This is a genomic window from Loktanella sp. 3ANDIMAR09, assembly GCF_001420005.1.
Taxonomy (GTDB): domain Bacteria; phylum Pseudomonadota; class Alphaproteobacteria; order Rhodobacterales; family Rhodobacteraceae; genus Loktanella.
In genome coordinates this window covers 54,342-74,372 of sequence record NZ_LJAK01000002.1, presented here as the reverse complement: position 1 = coordinate 74,372, position 20,031 = coordinate 54,342, and the positions used below count along the sequence as shown (strand labels likewise).

General features: G+C 61.4%; 16 protein-coding genes and 1 tRNA gene. 4 read left to right on the top strand and 13 right to left on the bottom strand.

Annotated elements, in window-relative coordinates; genetic code table 11:
* Positions 1–122: 122 nt before the first annotated feature.
* From AN189_RS03210 to gabT, 7 genes are all read right to left on the bottom strand, one after another.
* A complete protein-coding gene (locus AN189_RS03210) occupies positions 123–1,199 on the bottom strand; it encodes a S1C family serine protease (protein WP_253279539.1) in 1,077 nt (358 codons plus the stop codon).
* Between the two features lie 94 nt (positions 1,200–1,293).
* Positions 1,294–2,334, bottom strand: coding sequence for a 3-carboxy-cis,cis-muconate cycloisomerase (locus tag AN189_RS03205; RefSeq protein ID WP_056030988.1), 1,041 nt, complete (start codon positions 2,332–2,334; stop codon positions 1,294–1,296).
* Positions 2,335–2,345: 11 nt separating this feature from the next.
* On the bottom strand, positions 2,346–3,317 hold the full coding sequence (locus tag AN189_RS03200) for a C45 family autoproteolytic acyltransferase/hydolase (RefSeq protein ID WP_056030986.1): 972 nt from the start codon (positions 3,315–3,317) through the stop codon (positions 2,346–2,348).
* A gap of 2 nt (positions 3,318–3,319) precedes the next feature.
* Positions 3,320–4,780, bottom strand: a complete 1,461-nt coding sequence (locus tag AN189_RS03195) for a biotin carboxylase (protein ID WP_056030983.1) — start codon at positions 4,778–4,780, stop codon at positions 3,320–3,322.
* Between the two features lie 15 nt (positions 4,781–4,795).
* Entirely contained in the window at positions 4,796–7,591 is a 2,796-nt protein-coding gene (locus AN189_RS03190; RefSeq protein WP_083484233.1) for an aminotransferase class I/II-fold pyridoxal phosphate-dependent enzyme, read from the bottom strand.
* A gap of 72 nt (positions 7,592–7,663) precedes the next feature.
* A complete protein-coding gene (locus AN189_RS03185; RefSeq protein WP_083484232.1) occupies positions 7,664–8,638 on the bottom strand; it encodes a carbon-nitrogen hydrolase family protein in 975 nt (324 codons plus the stop codon).
* 140 nt (positions 8,639–8,778) lie between these two features.
* Positions 8,779–10,089: a 4-aminobutyrate--2-oxoglutarate transaminase gene (gene gabT, locus AN189_RS03180; RefSeq protein ID WP_056032069.1), complete on the bottom strand. Its 1,311-nt coding sequence runs from the start codon at positions 10,087–10,089 to the stop codon at positions 8,779–8,781.
* A gap of 246 nt (positions 10,090–10,335) precedes the next feature.
* Between gabT and AN189_RS03175 the strand changes: the two genes are divergently transcribed.
* Positions 10,336–10,896 (top strand): cupin domain-containing protein, encoded by a 561-nt coding sequence (locus tag AN189_RS03175; protein WP_056030980.1) that lies wholly within the window; start codon positions 10,336–10,338, stop codon positions 10,894–10,896.
* On the opposite strand, the gene AN189_RS03170 is transcribed toward AN189_RS03175, so the two are convergent.
* The 4 genes from AN189_RS03170 to AN189_RS03155 all read right to left on the bottom strand — a co-directional run bounded on the left by AN189_RS03170 (position 10,893) and on the right by AN189_RS03155 (position 15,520).
* Positions 10,893–11,504 carry a hypothetical protein gene (locus tag AN189_RS03170; protein ID WP_157057370.1) on the bottom strand — a complete coding sequence of 204 codons (612 nt, stop codon included), beginning with the start codon at positions 11,502–11,504 and terminating at the stop codon, positions 10,893–10,895. The genes AN189_RS03175 and AN189_RS03170 overlap by 4 nt on opposite strands.
* 51 nt (positions 11,505–11,555) lie before the next feature.
* Positions 11,556–13,445 (bottom strand): acyl-CoA synthetase, encoded by a 1,890-nt coding sequence (locus AN189_RS03165; protein ID WP_056030974.1) that lies wholly within the window; start codon positions 13,443–13,445, stop codon positions 11,556–11,558.
* 108 nt (positions 13,446–13,553) lie between these two features.
* Entirely contained in the window at positions 13,554–15,347 is a 1,794-nt protein-coding gene (locus AN189_RS03160) for an ABC transporter transmembrane domain-containing protein (protein ID WP_056032066.1), read from the bottom strand.
* A 99-nt stretch (positions 15,348–15,446) separates the two neighbouring features.
* Positions 15,447–15,520: transfer RNA gene (locus AN189_RS03155), tRNA-Gly, on the bottom strand.
* A gap of 138 nt (positions 15,521–15,658) precedes the next feature.
* Here AN189_RS03155 and AN189_RS03150 point away from each other — a divergent pair.
* Positions 15,659–16,189 carry a hypothetical protein gene (locus AN189_RS03150; RefSeq protein ID WP_157057369.1) on the top strand — a complete coding sequence of 177 codons (531 nt, stop codon included), beginning with the start codon at positions 15,659–15,661 and terminating at the stop codon, positions 16,187–16,189.
* On the opposite strand, the gene AN189_RS03145 is transcribed toward AN189_RS03150, so the two are convergent.
* A complete protein-coding gene (locus tag AN189_RS03145) occupies positions 16,183–16,848 on the bottom strand; it encodes an SOS response-associated peptidase (RefSeq protein WP_056030968.1) in 666 nt (221 codons plus the stop codon). The two genes, AN189_RS03150 and AN189_RS03145, sit on opposite strands and share 7 nt — an antisense overlap.
* A gap of 88 nt (positions 16,849–16,936) precedes the next feature.
* Positions 16,937–18,499 carry a bifunctional UDP-sugar hydrolase/5'-nucleotidase gene (locus tag AN189_RS03140; protein WP_157057368.1) on the bottom strand — a complete coding sequence of 521 codons (1,563 nt, stop codon included), beginning with the start codon at positions 18,497–18,499 and terminating at the stop codon, positions 16,937–16,939.
* A 152-nt stretch (positions 18,500–18,651) separates the two neighbouring features.
* On the opposite strand from AN189_RS03140, the gene AN189_RS03135 reads away from it, so the two are divergent.
* Both AN189_RS03135 and AN189_RS03130 read left to right on the top strand, forming a co-directional pair.
* Positions 18,652–18,987, top strand: coding sequence for a DUF952 domain-containing protein (locus AN189_RS03135; RefSeq protein WP_056032059.1), 336 nt, complete (start codon positions 18,652–18,654; stop codon positions 18,985–18,987).
* On the top strand, positions 18,984–20,030 hold the full coding sequence (locus tag AN189_RS03130; protein ID WP_056030966.1) for a quinone-dependent dihydroorotate dehydrogenase: 1,047 nt from the start codon (positions 18,984–18,986) through the stop codon (positions 20,028–20,030). Before AN189_RS03135 ends, AN189_RS03130 begins: the two co-directional genes overlap by 4 nt.
* The last annotated feature ends 1 nt before the right edge of the window (position 20,031 follow it).

Sequence of the window (20,031 nt, the reverse complement as noted above, 5' to 3'; positions counted from 1 at the left end):
AAAAGGGCCCCGGTCATGCCAGCAAGGGCGCGATACCGGGACCCTTTTCACCCCCGCACACAGTGCATCCGGCCGGGGGTCCGAGGCGCGACCTGGGGCAGCAGGCCGCGCCGTGGCTGCGATCAGATGTTCCGGTCGGCCAGGTTGCCGACGGTCACATCGATCGTCTGTTCGCTGCCGCGCCGCAATACGACGGCCTGCACCTGCGTGTCGGGTGCAATATCCGCCACCGCGCGGGTCAGATCACCGACGTCGCCAATTTCGCTGTCGGCAAACCGGATGATGATGTCGCCTTCCAGCAGACCGGCCGAGGCGGCGGGACTGTCGTCAGAGACGACCTCGACCACTGCGCCGATCGGGTCGTCATAGCCCAGCACATTGGCGATCTCGTCGCTCATCGGGCTGATCTGCACCCCCAGCCAGCCGCGTGCGATGGTGCCGTCATCGGCCAGATCGGCCACGACACGCTGTGCCAGATCCGACGGCACCGCAAAGCCGATTCCGACACTGCCGCCACCGGGGCTGAAGATCATCGTGTTGACGCCGATCACCTCGCCGTCTGCGTTGAACAAGGGCCCGCCGGAATTGCCACGGTTGATCGCCGCGTCGGTCTGGATGAAATCATCGTAGGGGCCGGACCGGATATCGCGCGACACAGCCGACACGATACCTGATGTGACGGTGCCACCCAGTCCAAAGGGGTTGCCGATGGCCAGCGCCTCGTCACCGGGGCGCACCTCAGCGCTGACGCCCCAGGAAACGGTCGCCAGATTCTCTGCCTCGATATCCAGCACGGCAAGGTCCGTCAGCGGGTCGGTGCCCAGCACCGTCGCTTCGTATTCCGTGCCATCGGCCAGTTTCACCGTCACGGTATCGGCATCTTCGACGACGTGATTGTTGGTCACGATCATCCCGTCCTCGGACAGGATGAAGCCGGACCCCAGACCCTGAACGGGACGTCCCTGATCCGGGAACATGGGGCCGAAACGGCGTTCCAGTTCCTCGCGCGGGAAACCGGGCGGCAGGCTGTCCTCGATCGACGGGCCACGGGCACTGCCCGACACCTCGATAAAGACGACGGCGGGGTTCAGGCGTTCGACCAGATCGCCATAGCCGCCGGCGGGCACGGCAAAGGCGGTCGCCGGCATCAGGGCAAGGGCCGTGGTCCCGGCCAGCGTTGCGGTGACTGTGCGTGACATCAGGGTTTTCATGGTGCTCCATCCTCAGTTGGTTGCTGAGACTGGAGATGCCACCGCAGGGTGTCAGGCGCCTGTCATCCTCTATACAAATTTGTCAGGTTTGCGGTGCGCCGATCCTGTCGATCATCGACACAAGCTCTTGTGCTGCGGTCAGCGCCCGGCCCGTGGCCTGCGCCATCTGCGGCAATACCATCCATTCCAGCGCCCAGGCCGCCCCGGACCGTTCCTGTTCATGCATCATGGCCTGTTGCATCAGCCCGGCCTGCCCCGCGTTGAACCGCGCAAGTGTCACCAACAGCTCGGCCAGCACGGGATTCTGCTTGTGCGGCATCGCGGATGACGCACCACCACCGCGCAGCGTCAATTCGCCCAGCCCCTGCTGGGCCATCAGTGCCGCATCCTGTCCCAGCTTGCCCAATGTGCCGGAGATCAGCGCCAGCGTACCCGCGTAGCTGACCACGCCGCTGCGGTCGCTGTGGATCGTCTGCTGCGCCGTCAAACCCAATGCCTGCGCCAGTGCGGCAGCGACATCGTTGAAATCCGTGACCCCGACCGGTCCCGCCAACGACAGCACCTCGGTCTGCGCGCGGGCCAGGTCCAGCCGTGCACGATGGTCGATCAATGGCAACCGCCACGACCGGATCCGGTCAGCGACCGTCACAGGCAGTGCGGCCTGCATCCGTGTCCGCCCCATCAGGGCCGCCTGACCCTGCGCGTCCGACAATTGCGCCAGCGCGTCGATCAGCTGCGCCAGCCGTCCGTCCAGCGCATCGGTGGTGACCTGCAATGTCAGCGCAAGGGCCGTATCCATCACGTCCTGCGATGTCGCGCCCGCATGTATCGCGGATGCAGCATCCCCTGCCCCGGATTTGAGCAAGCGCACCAGCGCAGGCACCGGCACACCGTCGCTGGCCATGCCGTCACGCAACTGGGACGGATCAATGCGGACGCCTGCGATATGGGCCGCCGCGGATTCTGCCAAGGCGGGATCGAACCGACCTGCGGCCCCCATTGCACGACTGAACGCCGCCTCGAAGGCCAGCATATGCGCAAGCTGCGCATCAGCGCCCCAATGGCCGGCAATTTCCATGTCACCGAACAGGCCGGACAGAAAACCGTGATCGAAAGCGTCCATCCTATCGCCCCTCAGGCAGCGCCGGGGATCGCCACGCGGCGGCCGCCCTCGACAAAATCATGCATCGACATCGGCCAGACCGTGCCGGGCCAGCGGACTTCCATCTGGCGCAACCGGGGCCGATAGACGGCTGTATAAAGCGTGCCGAACCCTTTGGAAAAGGCGGTTGAGTACAGCGGTGGTTTCAAAAAGGCGTCGATGAACGTCTCCTGCGGTTCGCGGTGCAGGGTCAGGCGTTGCAGCAGGAACCTTTCGCGTTCGACCGTCGCTGTGAAACGCGCGTGGCTGGCCCATTCCACGCTTTCCTGATGGTTGGTCGCAACGGCGTTATGCGTGATCAGCGTCTTGCGGCCTGGCCCCATCATCGCGGTCAGGAACTGACGGTTTTCGTCCAGCACGGTGACGTTATAGCTCATGTGCGTGGGGATACGCACCAGCACCGCGCCGGCCTGCTCGGTCGTGGTGCAGGTTTGCAGGACATAGCGCAGGATCAGCGGAACGCCGAACCCCTTGCCCACCACGTTGCGTCCGCCAAAGGTCAATGAGATCGCAAGACCTGCGTCATTCACGCCGTCCACCAGCCCCCACAACCCGTCAGAGACCCCCATCACGGTGCGACCGCCCCAGTTGGTGCGCAGGATCAGGCTGTCGAACGACCGGCTGTCATAATCATAGTTGCGCACCATGACGGGTTCCGGTCCCTGCCAGATCGCCTGACTGCATCCCGACAGATAGGCAGGCGGATTCCAGAACGACAAAAACCGCGCCGCTTTGTCACCGCCGCCCGCCAGTTCGCACAAGTGATCGTACAGATCGACCAGTTCGGGCATATGTTTGACCAAGGCCCTGCGGCATTCGGCATAGGTGGCACGCGCGTGTTCACCCTCGCGCATCCACCAATCGCGATAGGCTGGCCAGTATTCGGCGAACAGCCCGGCCCATTTCGGACCGGGCTGTTCCTCTGAAAGTGCGCGCCACAGCATGATTACATGATCTTGAACACGGGATCGGCCATCGCAGGTCCGGCTGCTGCGACAGGCAATGGCTTGCCAGTCACCTCTTTCTTGATGCCGTGAATCCACTTTTTCGCGCGTTCGTTCAGCATGAAGTTTTTCGTCATCGACCGGCCGCGCGTCACCAGAATACCGATATCGACACCCTCGTAGCGGTAATCACCGGGCTGAAGAATGCGCAAAAAGAAGCATTCGTTTTCCGATTCAACCGCGCGACGGTGATAGTCAAACCGGTCAAAGATCACGCGCCCGTCCTCGGTCATCTTGTAGATCCCGGTTTCCGGCACGGTTTCGCAGATATCGACACTGTCCTCGGTGTGCTTGATGACCATCTGGCTCCAGCCGTCGATCATGTCGGGGTCCGACCAGCGCGCGTTCAATTCATCCACGTCCAGATTGAATTTCTTGCGGCTGAATTCCAGCAAGTGAAACAGGAACAGCGGCGCATCCGCATGGGCGAAGGCCGCGTGATTGGTCATCGACGACGCGCCAGTGATACGCGGGTTCAACTCGCCCAACCACAGATCGCCGGTTTTCTTGTCGATCAGGAAATCCAGCTCGAAATAACCGCGATAGCCCTCCTTGCGGAGCTGCTCACCGAATTTGAACGTCAGATCACGCGCCTTGGCACGGACCTTGGGCGGGAAGGCCGTGGCCAGAATTTCATTGCCGCACCAGCCACCGCGATAGGGTGTCAGATCCTTGAAACCCACCAGTTCGGTCATCAAGGGGCCGACGATCGTCCCTTGCGACGTGGCACAGGCCTCGATCGCGGACCCCCGGCAGTCGATCCGTTTCATGATCTTGATTTCGCCCTCGCCCACGATCTCGTGCTCGTGGCGCCGGAAATCTTCTTCGGTCTTGATGAAAAACGTCGTGTGCCCACTGTCGCCAAAGGCGGATTGCAGCACCAGATCATGGCCCAGCCCCGCCTTTTCGCATGTCGCGCGCAGGTCCTCGTAGGATTTCACCTCGGCCAGCGTGTTCGGCACCGACGGAACACCGGCCTTGTTGCCGATGCGGACGGTTTCGATCTTGTTGTCCATCGACTGACGCAGCTTGGCCTTGGGGAACCAGACCTCGCCGCCCAGTTCCTTAACCAGACGTTCGGTTTCCGCGTCGAACATCAGGAACACGAACTTGGGTTTGCCGCCGCGCCGTTTGACGAAATCAATGACTTCCTTGTGTTGCAGCAGGTAGTTGTTGATGTCCTCGATGGACTGGAATTCGGCGTGCGGCTGCTCGGACGGGCAGAACACGTTGGGATGCTTGCCCTCGTAGCAGTCGATATAGGTGATATATTTGAAATTCTTGACCCATTCGTCCAGGCCCAACAGATTGAAGTTGGTCGCCGAGACAAAGTAGACAGGTTCTTCGTTTCGGTGAAAGAACCGCCGGATATCCGAGATATTCTGAAGTACGGCTTTGGGCATCTGGTCTTCCTTTGCTTATTCGGCAGCGGTTTTCGTGTCGGATTTCGGCTTGGTTTTTGGCTTGGCCACGGCTTTGCGCAGGGGTCGGTTGCGTTTGCCTGCAACCTCGGCCAGCGCCTCGGGGGTGAAAACCCGTAGTCCCAGATCAGCGCGGTAGCCATGAATTTCGTTCACATCCAGCGCCCGCATGAACGCCAGAATTTCGCGGCTGATGACCTGCCCGGGCACCAGGATCGGGAAACCGGGTGGATAGGGAATGATGAAACTGGCGGATACGACCTCTTGTCCGTCCTCCAGCGCGTTATACAGCGTGCCATCCAGGTCCATGTAATCACAGGACTGTTCGTCATAGGCCAGATAATAGGCCGAACGAATGTCACCTTCGGGCGAGTCCAGATCGTCCCGGAAGGCATCGTGGAACCGGCTGAAATCAGGCAGCGGCGGATAGTTCAGCGTCAGATTGGCGACACGGCGCTCGAACCCCAGTTTTTCCATCTTGGATGCATCGTCCAGCAGATCGTCCAGTGATTTGGCGATCTCGACCAGCACTTCGATCAGATAAGCGACCGAACTGCGGGTCGTGCCGATATTCGTCATGAACAGCACGGAATTGCGCGACGTCTTGTTGATCTGGATGCCGTATTTGTCCATCAGGATCTTGGTCTTGAACGTGTCCCCGTCCCAGCCGGTGCCGCCGACGGCCAGCGTCACGCGGGTGGCATCCAGCACGAATTCATCGTTCTGCCAGGCATCCAGAATATCGACCCACCCCCGGTCGGGGTCATAATACATCTCTGTCCCGCTTTCGCGGTAATCCTCGGGGATCATGTCCGCGACGGTCAGCACCTTGAAGTATTTCATCAACAGCGGATGCGTGGAAATCGCGCGGCGCATCGCCATCGCGGCCTCCAGCTGACGCTGGACGAATTCGAAACCTTCCAGTTCGACCTGACGTCGGCCCACATCAAGGGACGCGATGATCTGGTAGTTGGGCGAGGTCGAGGTATGGGTCATGTAGGCCTCATGAAAGGCCTGCTCGACTTCGCCTTTGAAATCGCTGTCATTGACGTGGATCATCGACCCCTGCCGCAGGGATGTCAGCGTCTTGTGCGTCGATTGCGTCGTATAGACCCGCACGCGGGCCTGCGGAGACGCGACCAGCCGCGTGTTCAGCAGATCCTCGTCGGTGGCATCCACCAGCAGTTCCTGCTGTGCCGCATAGGCCTGCGCGTGAGCGTCGGTCTTGAACCTTGCGCGCATCTTGTTCGCGGCGCGCATGCCCGTCCGTTTGCGGTAGGTCGGATTGAACCGGGCAAAGGCAAACCACGCCTCGTCCCACAGGAAAATCAGGTCCGGCTTGATCGCCAGACATTCTTCCATCACGCGTTCGACGTTGTAGACGATGCCGTCGAAGGTGCAGTTGGTCAGCAAGAGCATCCGCACGCGGTCCAGCTTGCCCGCAGCCTTGAGTTCCAGCAGCTGTTTCTTGATCTCGCGCAGCGGCACGGCACCGTACATCGAATATTCATTCAGCGGATAGCTATCCAGGTAGCAGACCTGCGCCCCCGCCAGCACCAGACCGTAGTGGTGCGATTTGTGGCAATCGCGGTCCACCAGCACGATATCGTCGGGCTTGATCAGCGCCTGAACGACGATCTTGTTGCAGGTCGAGGTGCCGTTGGTGGCAAAAAACGTCTGTTTCGATCCAAAGGCACGCGCGGCCAGTTCCTGCGCCTCCTTGATCGTGCCGTTGGGTTCCAGCAGGCTGTCCAGCCCGCCCGACGTGGCAGAGGTTTCGGCCAGAAAGATGTTGGGCCCGTAAAAAGCACCCATGTCCTGAATCCAATGCGACCGGGTGATCGATTTGCCCCGGCTGATCGGCATGGCGTGAAACACGCCTGTCGGCTGTTTGGAATATTCGGTCAACGCCGTGAAAAAGGGCGTCCGATAACGTGCCTGCACACCGCGCAGAATGTTCAGGTGCAGTTCGACAAAGTCCTCTTGGTTATAGAAAACCCGGCGACAATTGCCCAGATCGGTGCCTGCCACGGCCTCGACCGACCGTTCGGTGACCAGATAGGCGTCCAGTTCCGGGCGGATGTCGTCCAGCAGGCGGCAAAGTGCAGGACCGAAATCCACGGGTTCCAGACCGTCCAGATGGTCGATATTGGCAATACCCTGTAGAAACCGGCCAAGGATCGGATGATCCTGACGCGACCGCAGCGTGACGCCGGGCCGCACGACCACGGCTTGGATATTGTGGTTAAACAGCGCGGCAATCAGCGCGTCCTCGACCGAGGGGACGACAACGGCCTCGTAGATGAACGAATCCTCATGACGGCGCATCGAATGGACGTTCGATTTCAGCCAGCGTTCCTGCTGATCGTTCACCTCGTCGACGATCAGCACCTCGAAATAGGGCTTGGTCATTGCGCGCATCTCGGGGCTGAGCAGCGCCTCGTCGTCGTGTTCCTCGCGGTCGTCCGCCTCGGCCTGATCGAGTGGAATATGGCGGCGACGATAGGCACCGGTGGTCAGCGCGCGCGCCACCCGGTGCACCGCGAATGCCAGTTCGGCAAAGCTGTTGTGACTGAACTGGCGGCGCATGTGATCGAAATCCTGCATGCCCGGAAAGGCCCAGTAGGCCTCGATCTCGGCAAGCTGTTCGAACAATTCGTCAGCGCGGCTGCGCAGTGTCGGGGAAATCTTGGCCGGTGCTTCGCGGGCCAGCTGGGCTGTGACATCCCGTAGCGCACTCCAGCGGTCTGACCGCAGCTGGGTGGCGGAATAATACTCTGTCACAGAATTCATCGGTCTGTCCTCATCTCTTTGTGGCGGGACGCCGGAAATGGCGCTGCCGGCGCACCGGCAGCGCATAAGGCGCTACTGGCCCTTTACACCATGGTGCAGCAACGGCCCGCCTGCAACACCTAGCGCCGGACCATCAAGTTCAAGGGGCACATCGGCCTCGCTGACCGGATCGACGTGCAGACCCGCACGTGTACCTTGATGCGGAATCTCCAGCGGTCCCAAGGTCTTGAGGAACTCGTCCCGACCCGATGCACGGTCATAAACGTCAAAATCAACGTCCCGATCCCGGAAGGATTTGAGAACCTGACCAAGACCCTTCATCCCGGTTTCACGCTGGCGCCGCACCATGTCGAAATCGACCTCGATGGGGAACATGTCCTCTTGGCCGCCAGACTGGTGCAGGACCATCGACGTCGGATCGACAAAGCAGGATTTGCCGATCCCGCCGGATCCCAGACCGTTCACGTCGACAACGTAGCACTGGAATTGCGCCGCCGTCGCACGGGCGATGGCCAGCTCGGCGTCACGGTCGGTGGTGCCCGTCAGCACAGGGTGCAACAGCACCTCGACGCCCTGAGATGTCAGCTGGCGCGTGGTTTCCGGAAACCACATGTCATAGCAGATCGACAGGCCGAAACGGCCCACTTCTGGTACGTCGAACACGCAGAATTCGGTGCCTGCCGAAATGCCCGCCTCGTAGGGGCGGAACGGAAACATCTTGGCGTATTGGCGGATCACATTGCCATCGGGGTCGATGACGAATGACGTGTTCAGGATACGGCCGTCCTCGTGACGGATGAACATCGAACCTGGGATCAGCCAGACCCGATGCTTGCGCGCGGCCTCGCAGAACCGTTTGATCGTGTCGTTTTCCAGCGGCTGGGCGAATTTGTCCAACGGACCAAAAGGCGAGAGTTCGGAAAACAGGACCATCTGGGTCCAGGGAAAGCGCGCCATCAGCACATCGAGGCGCTGGATCATGCCTTCGACGTTCGGTTGCAGGGCTTGGACGTACATTTGCACGCCCGCGATTGCGAAAGGTGTCATGTCTATTCTCTTTGGAGACGCGGAATGCGTTCATCCCCCGCCATACAGGGACAACGCGGAAACTTAAACCGGATAGCCAATCACAAGGGGGCGGATCACGCCGATCCGCCCCTGTCCGTCGTGTCAAATGGCGCCTTTGGTCAGGCGTGCTGTTCGGCAACCGCCGCCTGAAGCGCCTCTTCAAAGATCGCCAGACCCTCTTCGATGATCGCATCGGATGCCGTCAGCGGGGTCATGATGCGCAGCGCGTTGCCATGCAGACCGCAGGACAGCAGCACCAGACCACGTTTCAGCGCATGGGCGACAACGCGTTTCGTCAAGTCCGCATCTGGGGTTGCCGTGGCGAAATCGGTGACGAATTCAACGGCGACCATCCCGCCCAGCCCACGGATGTCCCACATCCGGTAGGGAGCAGACCGTGCGCCGATTTCGGCGAAACGGGTTTTGAAATGTTCGCCCATCACGGTGGAACGATCCAGCAGGCCTTCTTCTTCGATCACGTCGATGGCGGCCAGCGCCGCCGCACATGCGACCGGGTTGCCGCCATAGGTGCCCCCCAGACCGCCGGGGATCATCGCATCCATCACCTCGGCCCGGCCGATGACGCCTGAAATCGGATAGCCACCGGCCAGCGATTTCGCCACTGTGATCAGATCGGGCACGACACCGGAATGTTCGATGGCGAACCATTTGCCGGTACGGCCAAAGCCTGCCTGAATTTCATCCGCAATCAGCATGATGCCATGCTGGTCGCACAGGGCCCGCAGCGCCTGCATCATGTCGGACGGCACCGGCACGTAGCCACCTTCGCCCAGCACGGGTTCGATGATGATACAGGCAATCCGTTCCGGCTGCGCATCGGTCAGCATCAGGTTGCGCAGGCCGGTCAGCGCGTCCTGCACGGTGATCCCGTCACGTGCGCTGGGGAACGGCGCGCGGTAAATATCGGACGGGAATGGACCCACGTCCTTTTTGTAGGGGCTGATCTTGCCGGTCATGCCCAGCGTCAGCAACGTGCGTCCATGATAGCCACCGGTGAATGCGATGACACCCGGACGCCCTGTGGCCGCACGCGCGATTTTCACCGCGTTCTCGACGGCCTCGGCACCCGTGGTGACCAACAGCGTCTTTTTCGCGTGATCACCCGGGGCCAGAGCGTTCAGACGCTCGGCCAGTTCCACATAGGGCGCATAGGGCATCACCTGGAACGAGGTGTGGGTGTACAGATCCTCTTGGGCCTTGGCGGCTGCAACCACGCGCGGGTGGCGGTGGCCCGTGTTCAGCACGGCAATGCCGCCGACGAAATCGATATAACGGTTGCCCTCGACGTCCCAGACTTCGGCGTTTTCGGCGTAGCTGGCAAAGACTGGTGCAGCAGAGGCGACACCGCGCGGCACCGCTGCCTCGCGCCGTTTCAGCAGCTCGGCGTTGGAATGCGCCTCGAACGGCATGTCACGCACGACCTTCAGATCGGTGCGGGGTTCCGTCTGTTTCACGGCGGACTTCTTGGGTGCTTTCGTCGTCGTCTTTTTCTGTGCCATGCGACGGTCCTTTCGCGGGCTGGAGGAGGCTGTGTTGAATATGACTGACACCCGTTTAATATACTTGTCAACGGATATTCCCCGCGCACGAACACCCTTGTTTTCAGGGGTCGTTTGCAGGCATTGAGATGTCGGAAACAGAAGGATTTCGCATCAATGGACATCGGTGAGAGGCTGCGCCAGTTGCGCGAGAAACACGGCCTGTCGCAACGCGAACTTGCCGCACGGGCCGGGCTGACGAACGGGACGATTTCGTTGATCGAAAAGAATCGCACCTCCCCGTCGGTGGCATCGCTGAAATCGCTTCTTGATGCCTTTCCGGTGTCGATGGGCGACTTTTTCGCCCCGCTCGAGGACGACAGCCCGCCGCGTCATTTCTATACCGCCGACCAGTTCACCGAAATCGCGCCGCAGGACGACACCCCCGGCCCCCATGTGTCCCTGCGCCAGTTGGGTCGGGCCGCGGAACATGCCCTGCAAATCCTGCACGAAACCTATCCCCCCGGTGCCGATACCGGGCCCGAGGCCCTGCAACATACCGGAGAAGAAGCAGGCATCGTCGTGCGTGGCGAAATCGAGGTGACGGTCGACGGCGAGACGCAAATCCTGCGCACAGGCGATGGTTATCTGTTCGACAGCCGCCTGCCCCACCGGTTCCGCAACCTGTCAGACGCGGATTGCGTCGTGATCAGCGCCTGCACACCGCCGACGTTCTAGTCGCAGATGCGCACCTGCGGATCCAGCCGGGCATAGTCCCGCGCCCGGATCGTATAAAGATCGTCATTGGGCACATATTGCCATTCGCGCAGGAAACGTTCCTTGATCCCGCCGCGCAGATATTTGGCGATCTGTTCGTTGCCGACAAACCCGCGGTTCACATCGGCACTGTGAAACCCGATTTTCAGATGCGGTCCCAGGCAGGCATTGGGCAGCGTGGTAAAGATCACGCAGGACGAATTGCAGTACCAACGGATTTCGACCGGGCCACCCCATTGGCGCAGCATCTCGCGGTCAGCCTCGGCGCTGATGATTTGCCCGCCGCCGTCGCCTTCGATCACATAGGTGCGGTTGCCCTGCGGTTTCGGTCTGCGATCGGTACACAACCCGGCCCCGCACAGCAGCGATGTCAGCCCGCCGGATGACTGCGCCTGACGTGTGCCACCCGTGCGCGGCGTAGGGGCGACCTCTGGGGTGGTGGCGACCTGCGCGTTCAGCGCGGCCACATCCTCGGGGCTACAGGCAGCTAAGGCCAGACCGGCAACGGCAATGCCGGCGCCCAACAGCGCGCGACGAAAATACCTGGTGATGGAACGAGAACGGGACATGGGCCTGACCTGCGGTTGGGAATCGGGGCGGCTGGGCGCCGCCCCCTGACATTACTCTGCCATATCCCAAGCGACCGTGTATTCCGATAGCACCTTCGCGATATCGTCTTTGGACGCGGATTTCGTCGCGATATGCGCGACCAGTCCCAGCTTCTTGTCCTCGGTCACCGATTCCACATGTGCGGCGATGCCCTTGTCGGTCAGGGCTGCGTCGAACACGCGTGTGATCGCCCGCTTGCGCAGGTCCGGCTTGAAGATCTTGCCGACTGCGGTCTTGGGCAGTTCATCCAGAATCTCGAGGTGCTTGGGATAGGCCGCACGTTCGTGGATTTTTGATTTGGCATAGTCCAGCAATTCGGACTCGGTGACCGATGCGCCCGCGACCAGTTCGACGTAGGCACAGGGAATTTCGCCTGCGTGGCTGTCAGGCTGGCCGATGGCCCCGCAAAATGCCACGGCGTCATGACCGGCAAGCGCCTCTTCGATTTCGGCCGGATCGATGTTGTGGCCACCACGGATAATCAAATCCTTGGCCCGGCCCGTGATCCAGACATAGCCATCGGCATCGACGCGGCCCAGATCGCCCGTCCGCAGGTATTCGTTCTGATCGGTCTCACCGGCGTAGAACAGGTTCTTGTTCTTGTCCGCCTCGGTGTAGGTGTGGCCGCTGAACACGCCCGGGTTGGACACGCAGATTTCGCCGATCTCGTCGGTGGCGCATTCCTCGTGGGTTTCGACGGACATGATCTTGATCTTGGTATGCGGGAAGGGAATCCCGATGGACCCGACCTTTTTCTCGCCGGCAGGCGGGTTGATCGACACAAGGCAAGTGGCCTCTGTCAGGCCGTAGCCCTCGCAGATGGTGATGCCCGCGGCCTCTTCAAAGCGGCGATACAGTTCCAGTGGCAGTGGTGCCGACCCGCAGAACGCCAGTTTCAGGCTGGAAATATCGGCGTCCACCTTGCGCTGCATCAGCGCCGACATCGCAGTGGGCACGGTGATCATGAACGTCACCTTGTAACGTTCGACCAGCTTCCAGAAGTTGTCGAATACGCCGTCCCCCCGGTAGCCCTGCGGCGTCGGGAACACGACATGCGCGCCCGACCCCAGTGATGCCCCCAGTGACACGATGGCCGCAAAGACGTGGAACATCGGCAGCGGACAAATCTGCACGTCCTTTTCCGTGAACAGCAGGCGCGCACCCAACCAGGCGTTATAGATGATGCCGGAATAGCGGTGCTGCGCGACCTTTGGCATGCCGGTCGTGCCACCCGTGTGGAAATAGGCCGCCACCCGGTCCGTTGGGCTGTCCATGAACTGCAATTCGGTCGACTGCTGCGACACCGACTTGTCGAACGGGATCACCTTGGCCTTGTGTTCGACGGGGTTCTTGGGACGGATCAGCGGCACGATCAGTTTCTTTGCACCGGTCAGATAGCGGTGCAGGTCGACCTCGACCACGTGCTTGACGTTGGGTGCCAGCGCCACGGCGGCGGCCGCCTTTTGGGCGACATCGGTCTTGGGGAAACTGCGCAGCGTCACCAGCACCTTTGCGTTCGTCTCGCGCAGGATCGCCGCGATCTGTTCGGCCTCCAGCAGCGGGTTCAGCGGGTTCACGATGCCCGCGACCTGACCGCCCAGATAGGTCAGCACCGCCTCTGAACAATTGGGCAGCATATAGGCGACCACGTCGCCTTCCTTGATGCCCAGGCTGCGGAAGAGGTTGGCCGTCTGTGTCGTGCGATCCTTGAGCTGCGACCAGGTAAAGGTCTCTGCCGGATCCTTGGGGCCCGAAAACAGCTGAAACGTGACCGCCGGACGGTCAGGAAATTTTGCCGCCGTGGCAGATAGCTGCGCATAGGTTGTGACCGGCATGTCCCGATCGGCCCAAGCGGATTCCTGTTCAATCGCATTGCGGTCGGCGAAGCCGGCGTATCCCATGATGTCCCTCCCAAGACGTGTGCGATCCTTAGGTGGATCGTCATTTGGCTGGTCGGGACGATGGACGCGATTGGGGGGGTAACGCAAGACTGACGCAACGCAATTTCGCTATTCCGCAGCCAAACCTTCGGTGAATTGCAGTCGCGCAAGTCGCGCATAGAGCCCGTTTTCAGCCACAAGGCTGTCGTGGGTGCCCGTGGCCACGATTCGTCCGCCGTCAAACACCACGATGCGATCCGCCTTTTTCACGGTCGCCAGGCGATGGGCGACGATCAGCGTGGTGCGACTGCGGGCCAGATCATCGACGGCCTGTTGCACCAGACGCTCGCTTTGTGCGTCCAGCGCGCTGGTTGCCTCGTCCAGCAGCAGGATCGGTGCGTCGCGCAGGATTGCGCGGGCAATGGCGATGCGTTGTTTCTGGCCGCCCGACAGCATGACGCCGCGTTCACCCACATAAGAATCGTAGCCCTCTGGCAGAGCCGTCAGGAAATCATGCGCCGCCGCGGCACGTGCGGCCTCTTCGACCTCGGCGTCGGTCGCATTCGGTCTGCCAAAGCGGATGTTTTCACGCGCCGTATCGGCAAAGATCACGGGATCCTGCGGCACCAGCGCCACTTGCGCCCGGAAATCAGCGCGGTCCATGTCGCGCAGATCGACACCATCCAGCGTGATACGGCCTGTGCTGGGATCATAGAATCGTTGGATCAGCTGGATGATCGTCGTCTTGCCCGCACCCGACGGGCCGACCAGTGCCACGGTTTCGCCCGGTGCCACGTCCAGCGACACCCCGTCCAGCGCGGCCACGCTGGGCCTGCCCGGATAGCGGAACGTGACATTGTCAAACACGATATGCCCCGTGCGCAGGTTGCCCACGGGTTCGGGATCGACCGGATCCTGCACCGCGTCGCGCGATTCCAGCAGCTCGACCAGCCGTTCCGTAGCCCCCGCCGCGCGCTGCAATTCGCCCCAGATTTCCGTCAATGCGCCCACGGCCCCAGCCACCATGACGGAATAGATCACGAACTGGACCAGCTCGCCCACGGTCATCACCTCGGTGCGCACATCGCGCGCGCCCATCCACAACACGCCCACGATCCCGGCAAAGATCAGAAAAATCACGATGGCTGTCATCCAGGCCCGCACACCGATGCGGCGGCGCGCGGCGATGAATGATTTTTCCGTCACATCCCAGAACGCCTGACGGCTGCGTTTCTCGTGCGTGAAGGCCTGCACGGTCTGGACGGACAACAACGCCTCTGATGCGGACCCAGAGCTTTGCGCGATCCAGTCCTGGTTTTCGCGGCTGAGCGCGCGCAAACGCCGGCCCAGCAGAACGATCGGCACGATCACGGCCGGCACCAGCAACAGGACCATGCCCGTCAGCTTGGCCGAGGTGAACATCATCAGGATCAGACCACCAAAGAAGATCAGCACATTGCGCAAGGCGACAGAAACGGATGACCCGATGACCGACAGGATCAGGGTGGTATCGGTCGTGATCCGGCTCAGGACCTCGCCGGTCATGATTTTCTCGAAAAACGCGGGCGACATGCCGATCATGCGGTCGAACACGGCAACACGGATATCGGCCACGACCCGTTCACCCAGCCGCGTCACCAGATAATAGCGCAGCGCGGTCCCCACCGCGAGCAACAGCGCGATGCCCAGCGCCGCCGCAAAGTACCCATCCAGCAGAACGGCGGACGACACGTCGAAATTGTCGACCACGCGGCGCACGGCCAAAGGCAGGATCAGCGACACGATGGCCGTCAGCACCAGCGCCGCCCCCGCCAGCGCCATCATCAACCGGTAAGGCCACAAGAACGGCAACAACTGCCGCAGCGCGCCCATGTTCTTGGACTTTTCGCGCTCGGTGTCGCTGGATTTGGGATGATCGGCCATGATGTTCGTCCTTTTGTCCGTGCGGACATAAAAGGCGGGACCGCCGGACACAAGCACGCGAGGCCGCGACCTAAGGTGCATTTCCCTGAAGCAAAGGAGTGGAGCGGGCGACGGGAATCGAACCCGTGTCATCAGCTTGGAAGGCTGAGGTCTTACCATTACACAACGCCCGCGCTGTGTCCTTGTCGCTTCTATATCGCGCGATTTCGGGTCAGTGCAAGCCCGACAGACGCCTTAAAATCGCCCGATTGGCCCGATAGCGGAACACAAACGCCCGGACCTCGACCGGAACAAAGCGAAGTAGGAATAAAATGCGGCAGGCTTTTCTCTTGATGATCTGTGTTCTGGGTTTCGGCTCTGGCATGGCGCATGCGCAGGCGGCAAATCAGGCCTGCGACATCAATGACGAAGTGTTCCGAATCGAACCTGACGGGATTTTCCCGCCGGAAATCTATTACGAGGAACTGACGACCGCGTGGGATTCGACCCAGGTCGATATCTGCTTTTTCAATCATTCCGACAGGAATGTGCATCTGCGCTATCAAAACGATTCCGGCGAAAAGGTGTATACCCCGCTCATCAACGACGGGACGCAATCACCGATCCTGCTGGACAAGGGACCGTCGGAAATTCGCGCCGTGAATTTGATCACCCGGACCTATATCGACCGCTATGCCTGCGGGACCGAACAGGTCAGGGTCTGTCTTTTCCTGAATTTCTTTTGCCGCTGGGAAACCCGCACTGTCTATTGCGAAGAGCAACGGACAGAGATCGAAGAACAGATCGTCACGCAGATCGATCCCGGAACGCTGATCGAAGGGCGTCCGACCCTGACCTATTGATCGACGGGCAGGATCAGGTCCGGGCCAGTGGCCCGGTTGCTGTTGACCGCCACCCCCACCCGCGTGAACCGCAGTGCATCATCGGCGCAGGGTTTCATCAGTGTCGCGGCACCGTGCCCGGCCTCGCCCAGCCACAACGGCCAATCCTGCGGCGCGAGTATGACGGGCAATCGGTGATGTATGGGGGCCATTGCGTCATTTGCCGCGCAGGTCACGACAGCGCAAGTGGTCAGCGGCGCATCACCTCCGTCCCAGTCCTGCCAGACCCCGGCGAAAACCATCGGCCCGCCGTCCGAGCGGGTAATATACCAAGGTAGCGGCTTGGCCCCCTCCTCACGTTTCCACTCGTAAAAACCAGAGGCCACGATCAGACAGCGCCGGGTCCGCGCGGCCTGACGAAACGCTGGTTTTTCCGCGATCGTTTCGGATCTTGCATTGATCAAGAGAGGTCCGCTGCCAGGTTTGTCGTACCAATGCGGAATGAACCCCCAGCGCATCGGGCGCAGCCGCCGCGTGTCCGCGTCACTGGTCACAGTATACACATCGACTGTCGGGCAAACGTTGTAGTTGGGCACAGGGGGCAGGTCGTTCGATGCCACGGCGTCAAACACCTGAACCATTGCCTCTTGGGGCAGTGTGATCGCCATACGTCCGCACATGATCCGAACCTAATCATCCCCACTCGAAACAGAAAGGGCGCAGCGGTTTCCCGCAGCGCCCCCAAGCTTGAACAGCAGTCCGACAGGATCAGTTCATCGTGATGCGACCGTCCGTGTAGGGCGTGTAAGGCCCGTTCGCGGCGATGTATTCGGCAACGACATCGGCCAGATCCGGGCCAAAGTCATAGGCGTTCTGCGCGTCCTCGAACATCGCATAACCGTCACCGCCGTTGCGCACGTAGTTGTTGCTGACCACGCCGTAGGTGGCGGCAGGATCAATCGGTTCTCCGCCGACCATCACGTCGGAAATCCGGCTGCCCGGCTCTGCCGATGCGGTCACGGTAAAGGTCATGCCGGCGACCTGCGGGAAACGACCCGCACCGTCCGCGATTGCGCTGACACCATTTTCAAGGGCGTCCAGCATCGTCTGACCGGTCACCTCGAAGGTGGACAGGGTGTTCTGGAACGGCAGCACCGTCAGAACCTCGCCTTGCGTCACTTCACCCGCGTCGATGCTGGCACGGATGCCGCCTGCATTGGCAATCGCGATCTGGATGCCCTGGTCAGCGACCCGGTCCAGCATCGCATCCGCCACCAGGTTGCCGCCCGAACATTCCATCGCACGGCAGACGTCGCGGTTGCCCTCGACCACGTCGGTCGTCTCGCCGATCACCTTCTGGCGGATTTCCTCCAGCGGGCCGGCCAGTTCCGTAACACGCGCCACCGTGGCCTCGTCCTCGGCAACAGAGGCGTCCAGCAGTTTCGGCGCGCCCGACATTGCGGTGATTTCGCCCGCATCGTCAAACGTCACGTCGATTTCGCCCAGGTATTTGCCATAGGCATAGGCCTGAAAGATCGGCACATCATTGGCCATCGTCGGATAACTGCCTTCGGCGCCTTCCATGTCACCCAGCAGCGTGTGCGAATGGCCGCCGATGATCATGTCCACGCCGGTCAGTTCCTCGGCCAGACGCATGTCCGCGTTCAGGCCCACATGCGTCAGCAGGATGATCTTGTTCACGCCGGCGTCCGTGAGCGCGTCGATTTCAGACTGCGCACCGTCCACGATGGATGAAAAGATGACCTGATCGCCGGGCGACGAGGTTTCCGGCGTATCTTCGGCCAGCACCGATACAACACCGACCTGCGCGCCGCTGGCCGTGTCGATCGTCACGCTTTTCGCGACCTTGCCGGCCAGCAGATTGCTTTGGCTGACGTCGATGTTGGCGGACAGAACAGGAAAATCGACCATGTCGAGGAACGATGCCAGCCCCTCGGGGCCATTGTCGAACTCGTGGTTGCCCACGGCCATGGCGTCATAGCCAAGCTGCGTCATGAATTCAGCGGCAAGCTCTCCGCCGTAGCGGGTGAAAAACAGCGATCCCTGAAACTGGTCGCCGGCATCCAGCAGCAGCACGTCGCCCGCCGCTGCCGCGCGTGCTTCGTTGATCGCAGTCACCATCCGCGCGATACCGCCAAAGCATTCGCCCGCCGCGTTGTCCTCGGCCGAACAGGTGCTGTCGAACGCGCTGATCGGCTCAAACCGGTCATGAAAATCGTTGGTGTGCAGGATCGTCAGGCTGGTTTCGGCCTGTGCCGCGCCAGCGACGAGCGCAACAGCGCAGGTGGTGCCTAGGATACGAGAGATCATCGGGTTCCCCAATTTGGATGTGTCTGAGAAAAGTCTGACCCCCGAAATTCGCGGAGTCAAACGATTGCGCAGCACCCGTGCTAACCGGCCCCTACGTCAGTTTGATGACAGGCGCGCTTGATTATTCCGCAGGCAAACGGCAAAGAACGCCCATGTTGATATACAAGATATTCCATGCGCCTGAATGGGCCGCACTTCAGGCAGACGGGTCCACGGCAGGCGCACCGGTCGATCTGGCCGACGGCTACATCCATTTTTCTACAGGCAAACAGGCGCGCGAAACCGCGCTGAAACACTTTGCCGATGCAACCGATCTGGTGCTGGTCGCGGTCGACGCGGAACCGCTGGGCGAACACCTGCGGTGGGAACCATCGCGCGGTGGCGACGATTTCCCGCATCTCTACCGTCCACTGCTGCTGAGCGACGTTGCCTGGCACAAACCGCTGCCGCTGGTGGACGGTTTGCATCAGTTTCCCGACGATCTATGAACGTTTTGGAACAGGCCGGACTGCGGATGCTGCGGTCGATTGATCCCGAACGCGCCCACGGTCTGGCGTTGAACGCGCTGCAACTGGGCCTGGGTCCGCGCGGCGGACCGGTCACGTCCGACAGGCTGCGGGTCAATCTGGCCGGGCTTGACCTGCCGAACCCGGTGGGCCTCGCTGCGGGATTTGACAAGAACGCAACCGCGATAACGCCGCTGTCACGCAGCGGTTTCGGTTTCCTCGAGGTCGGCGCCGCCACGCCGCGCCCCCAGCCGGGCAACCCCCGGCCGCGCCTGTTCCGGCTGACGCAGGACGGTGCCGCAATCAACCGGTTCGGTTTCAACAACGACGGCATGGATGCCATCGCCGAACGGCTGGCCGGTCATGCGGGCATCGTTGGGCTGAATTTGGGCGCGAACAAGGATTCGGACGACCGTGCGGGCGATTTCGCGCGCGTGCTGACCCGCTGTGCCGCGCATGTCGCATTCGCAACGGTCAACGTATCGTCCCCCAACACCGAAAAACTGCGCGATTTGCAGGGCAAGGCGGCGCTTGGCGCACTGCTGGACGGCGTGATGACGGCCAATGCCGCCCTGCCCCGGCCCATTCCCGTGTTCCTGAAAATCGCGCCGGACCTGACCCCCGCCGAGATTGCAGATGTGGCAGAGGTCGCGAATGCATCGGGCATCGCAGGGCTGATTGCGACCAACACGACCTTGGACCGTGACGGGCTACACGGTCCGCATGCACAGGAAAAAGGCGGGCTGTCCGGCCAACCCTTGTTCGAAAAATCGACCCGCGTGCTGGCGCAATTGTCAGGCCTGACGCCTCTGCCGATCATCGGTGTCGGTGGCGTGGGATCGGCGCAACAGGCGTATCAGAAAATCCGCGCCGGGGCATCCGCAGTGCAGCTGTACACCGCGCTGGTTTATGGCGGGCTATCGCTGGTGGGTGAAATTGTGCGCGGGCTAGACGATCTGCTGGCGCGGGACGGTTTCGACAGCGTGGCGCAGGCCGTGGGCACAGGTCGTTCAGACTGGACCTGAC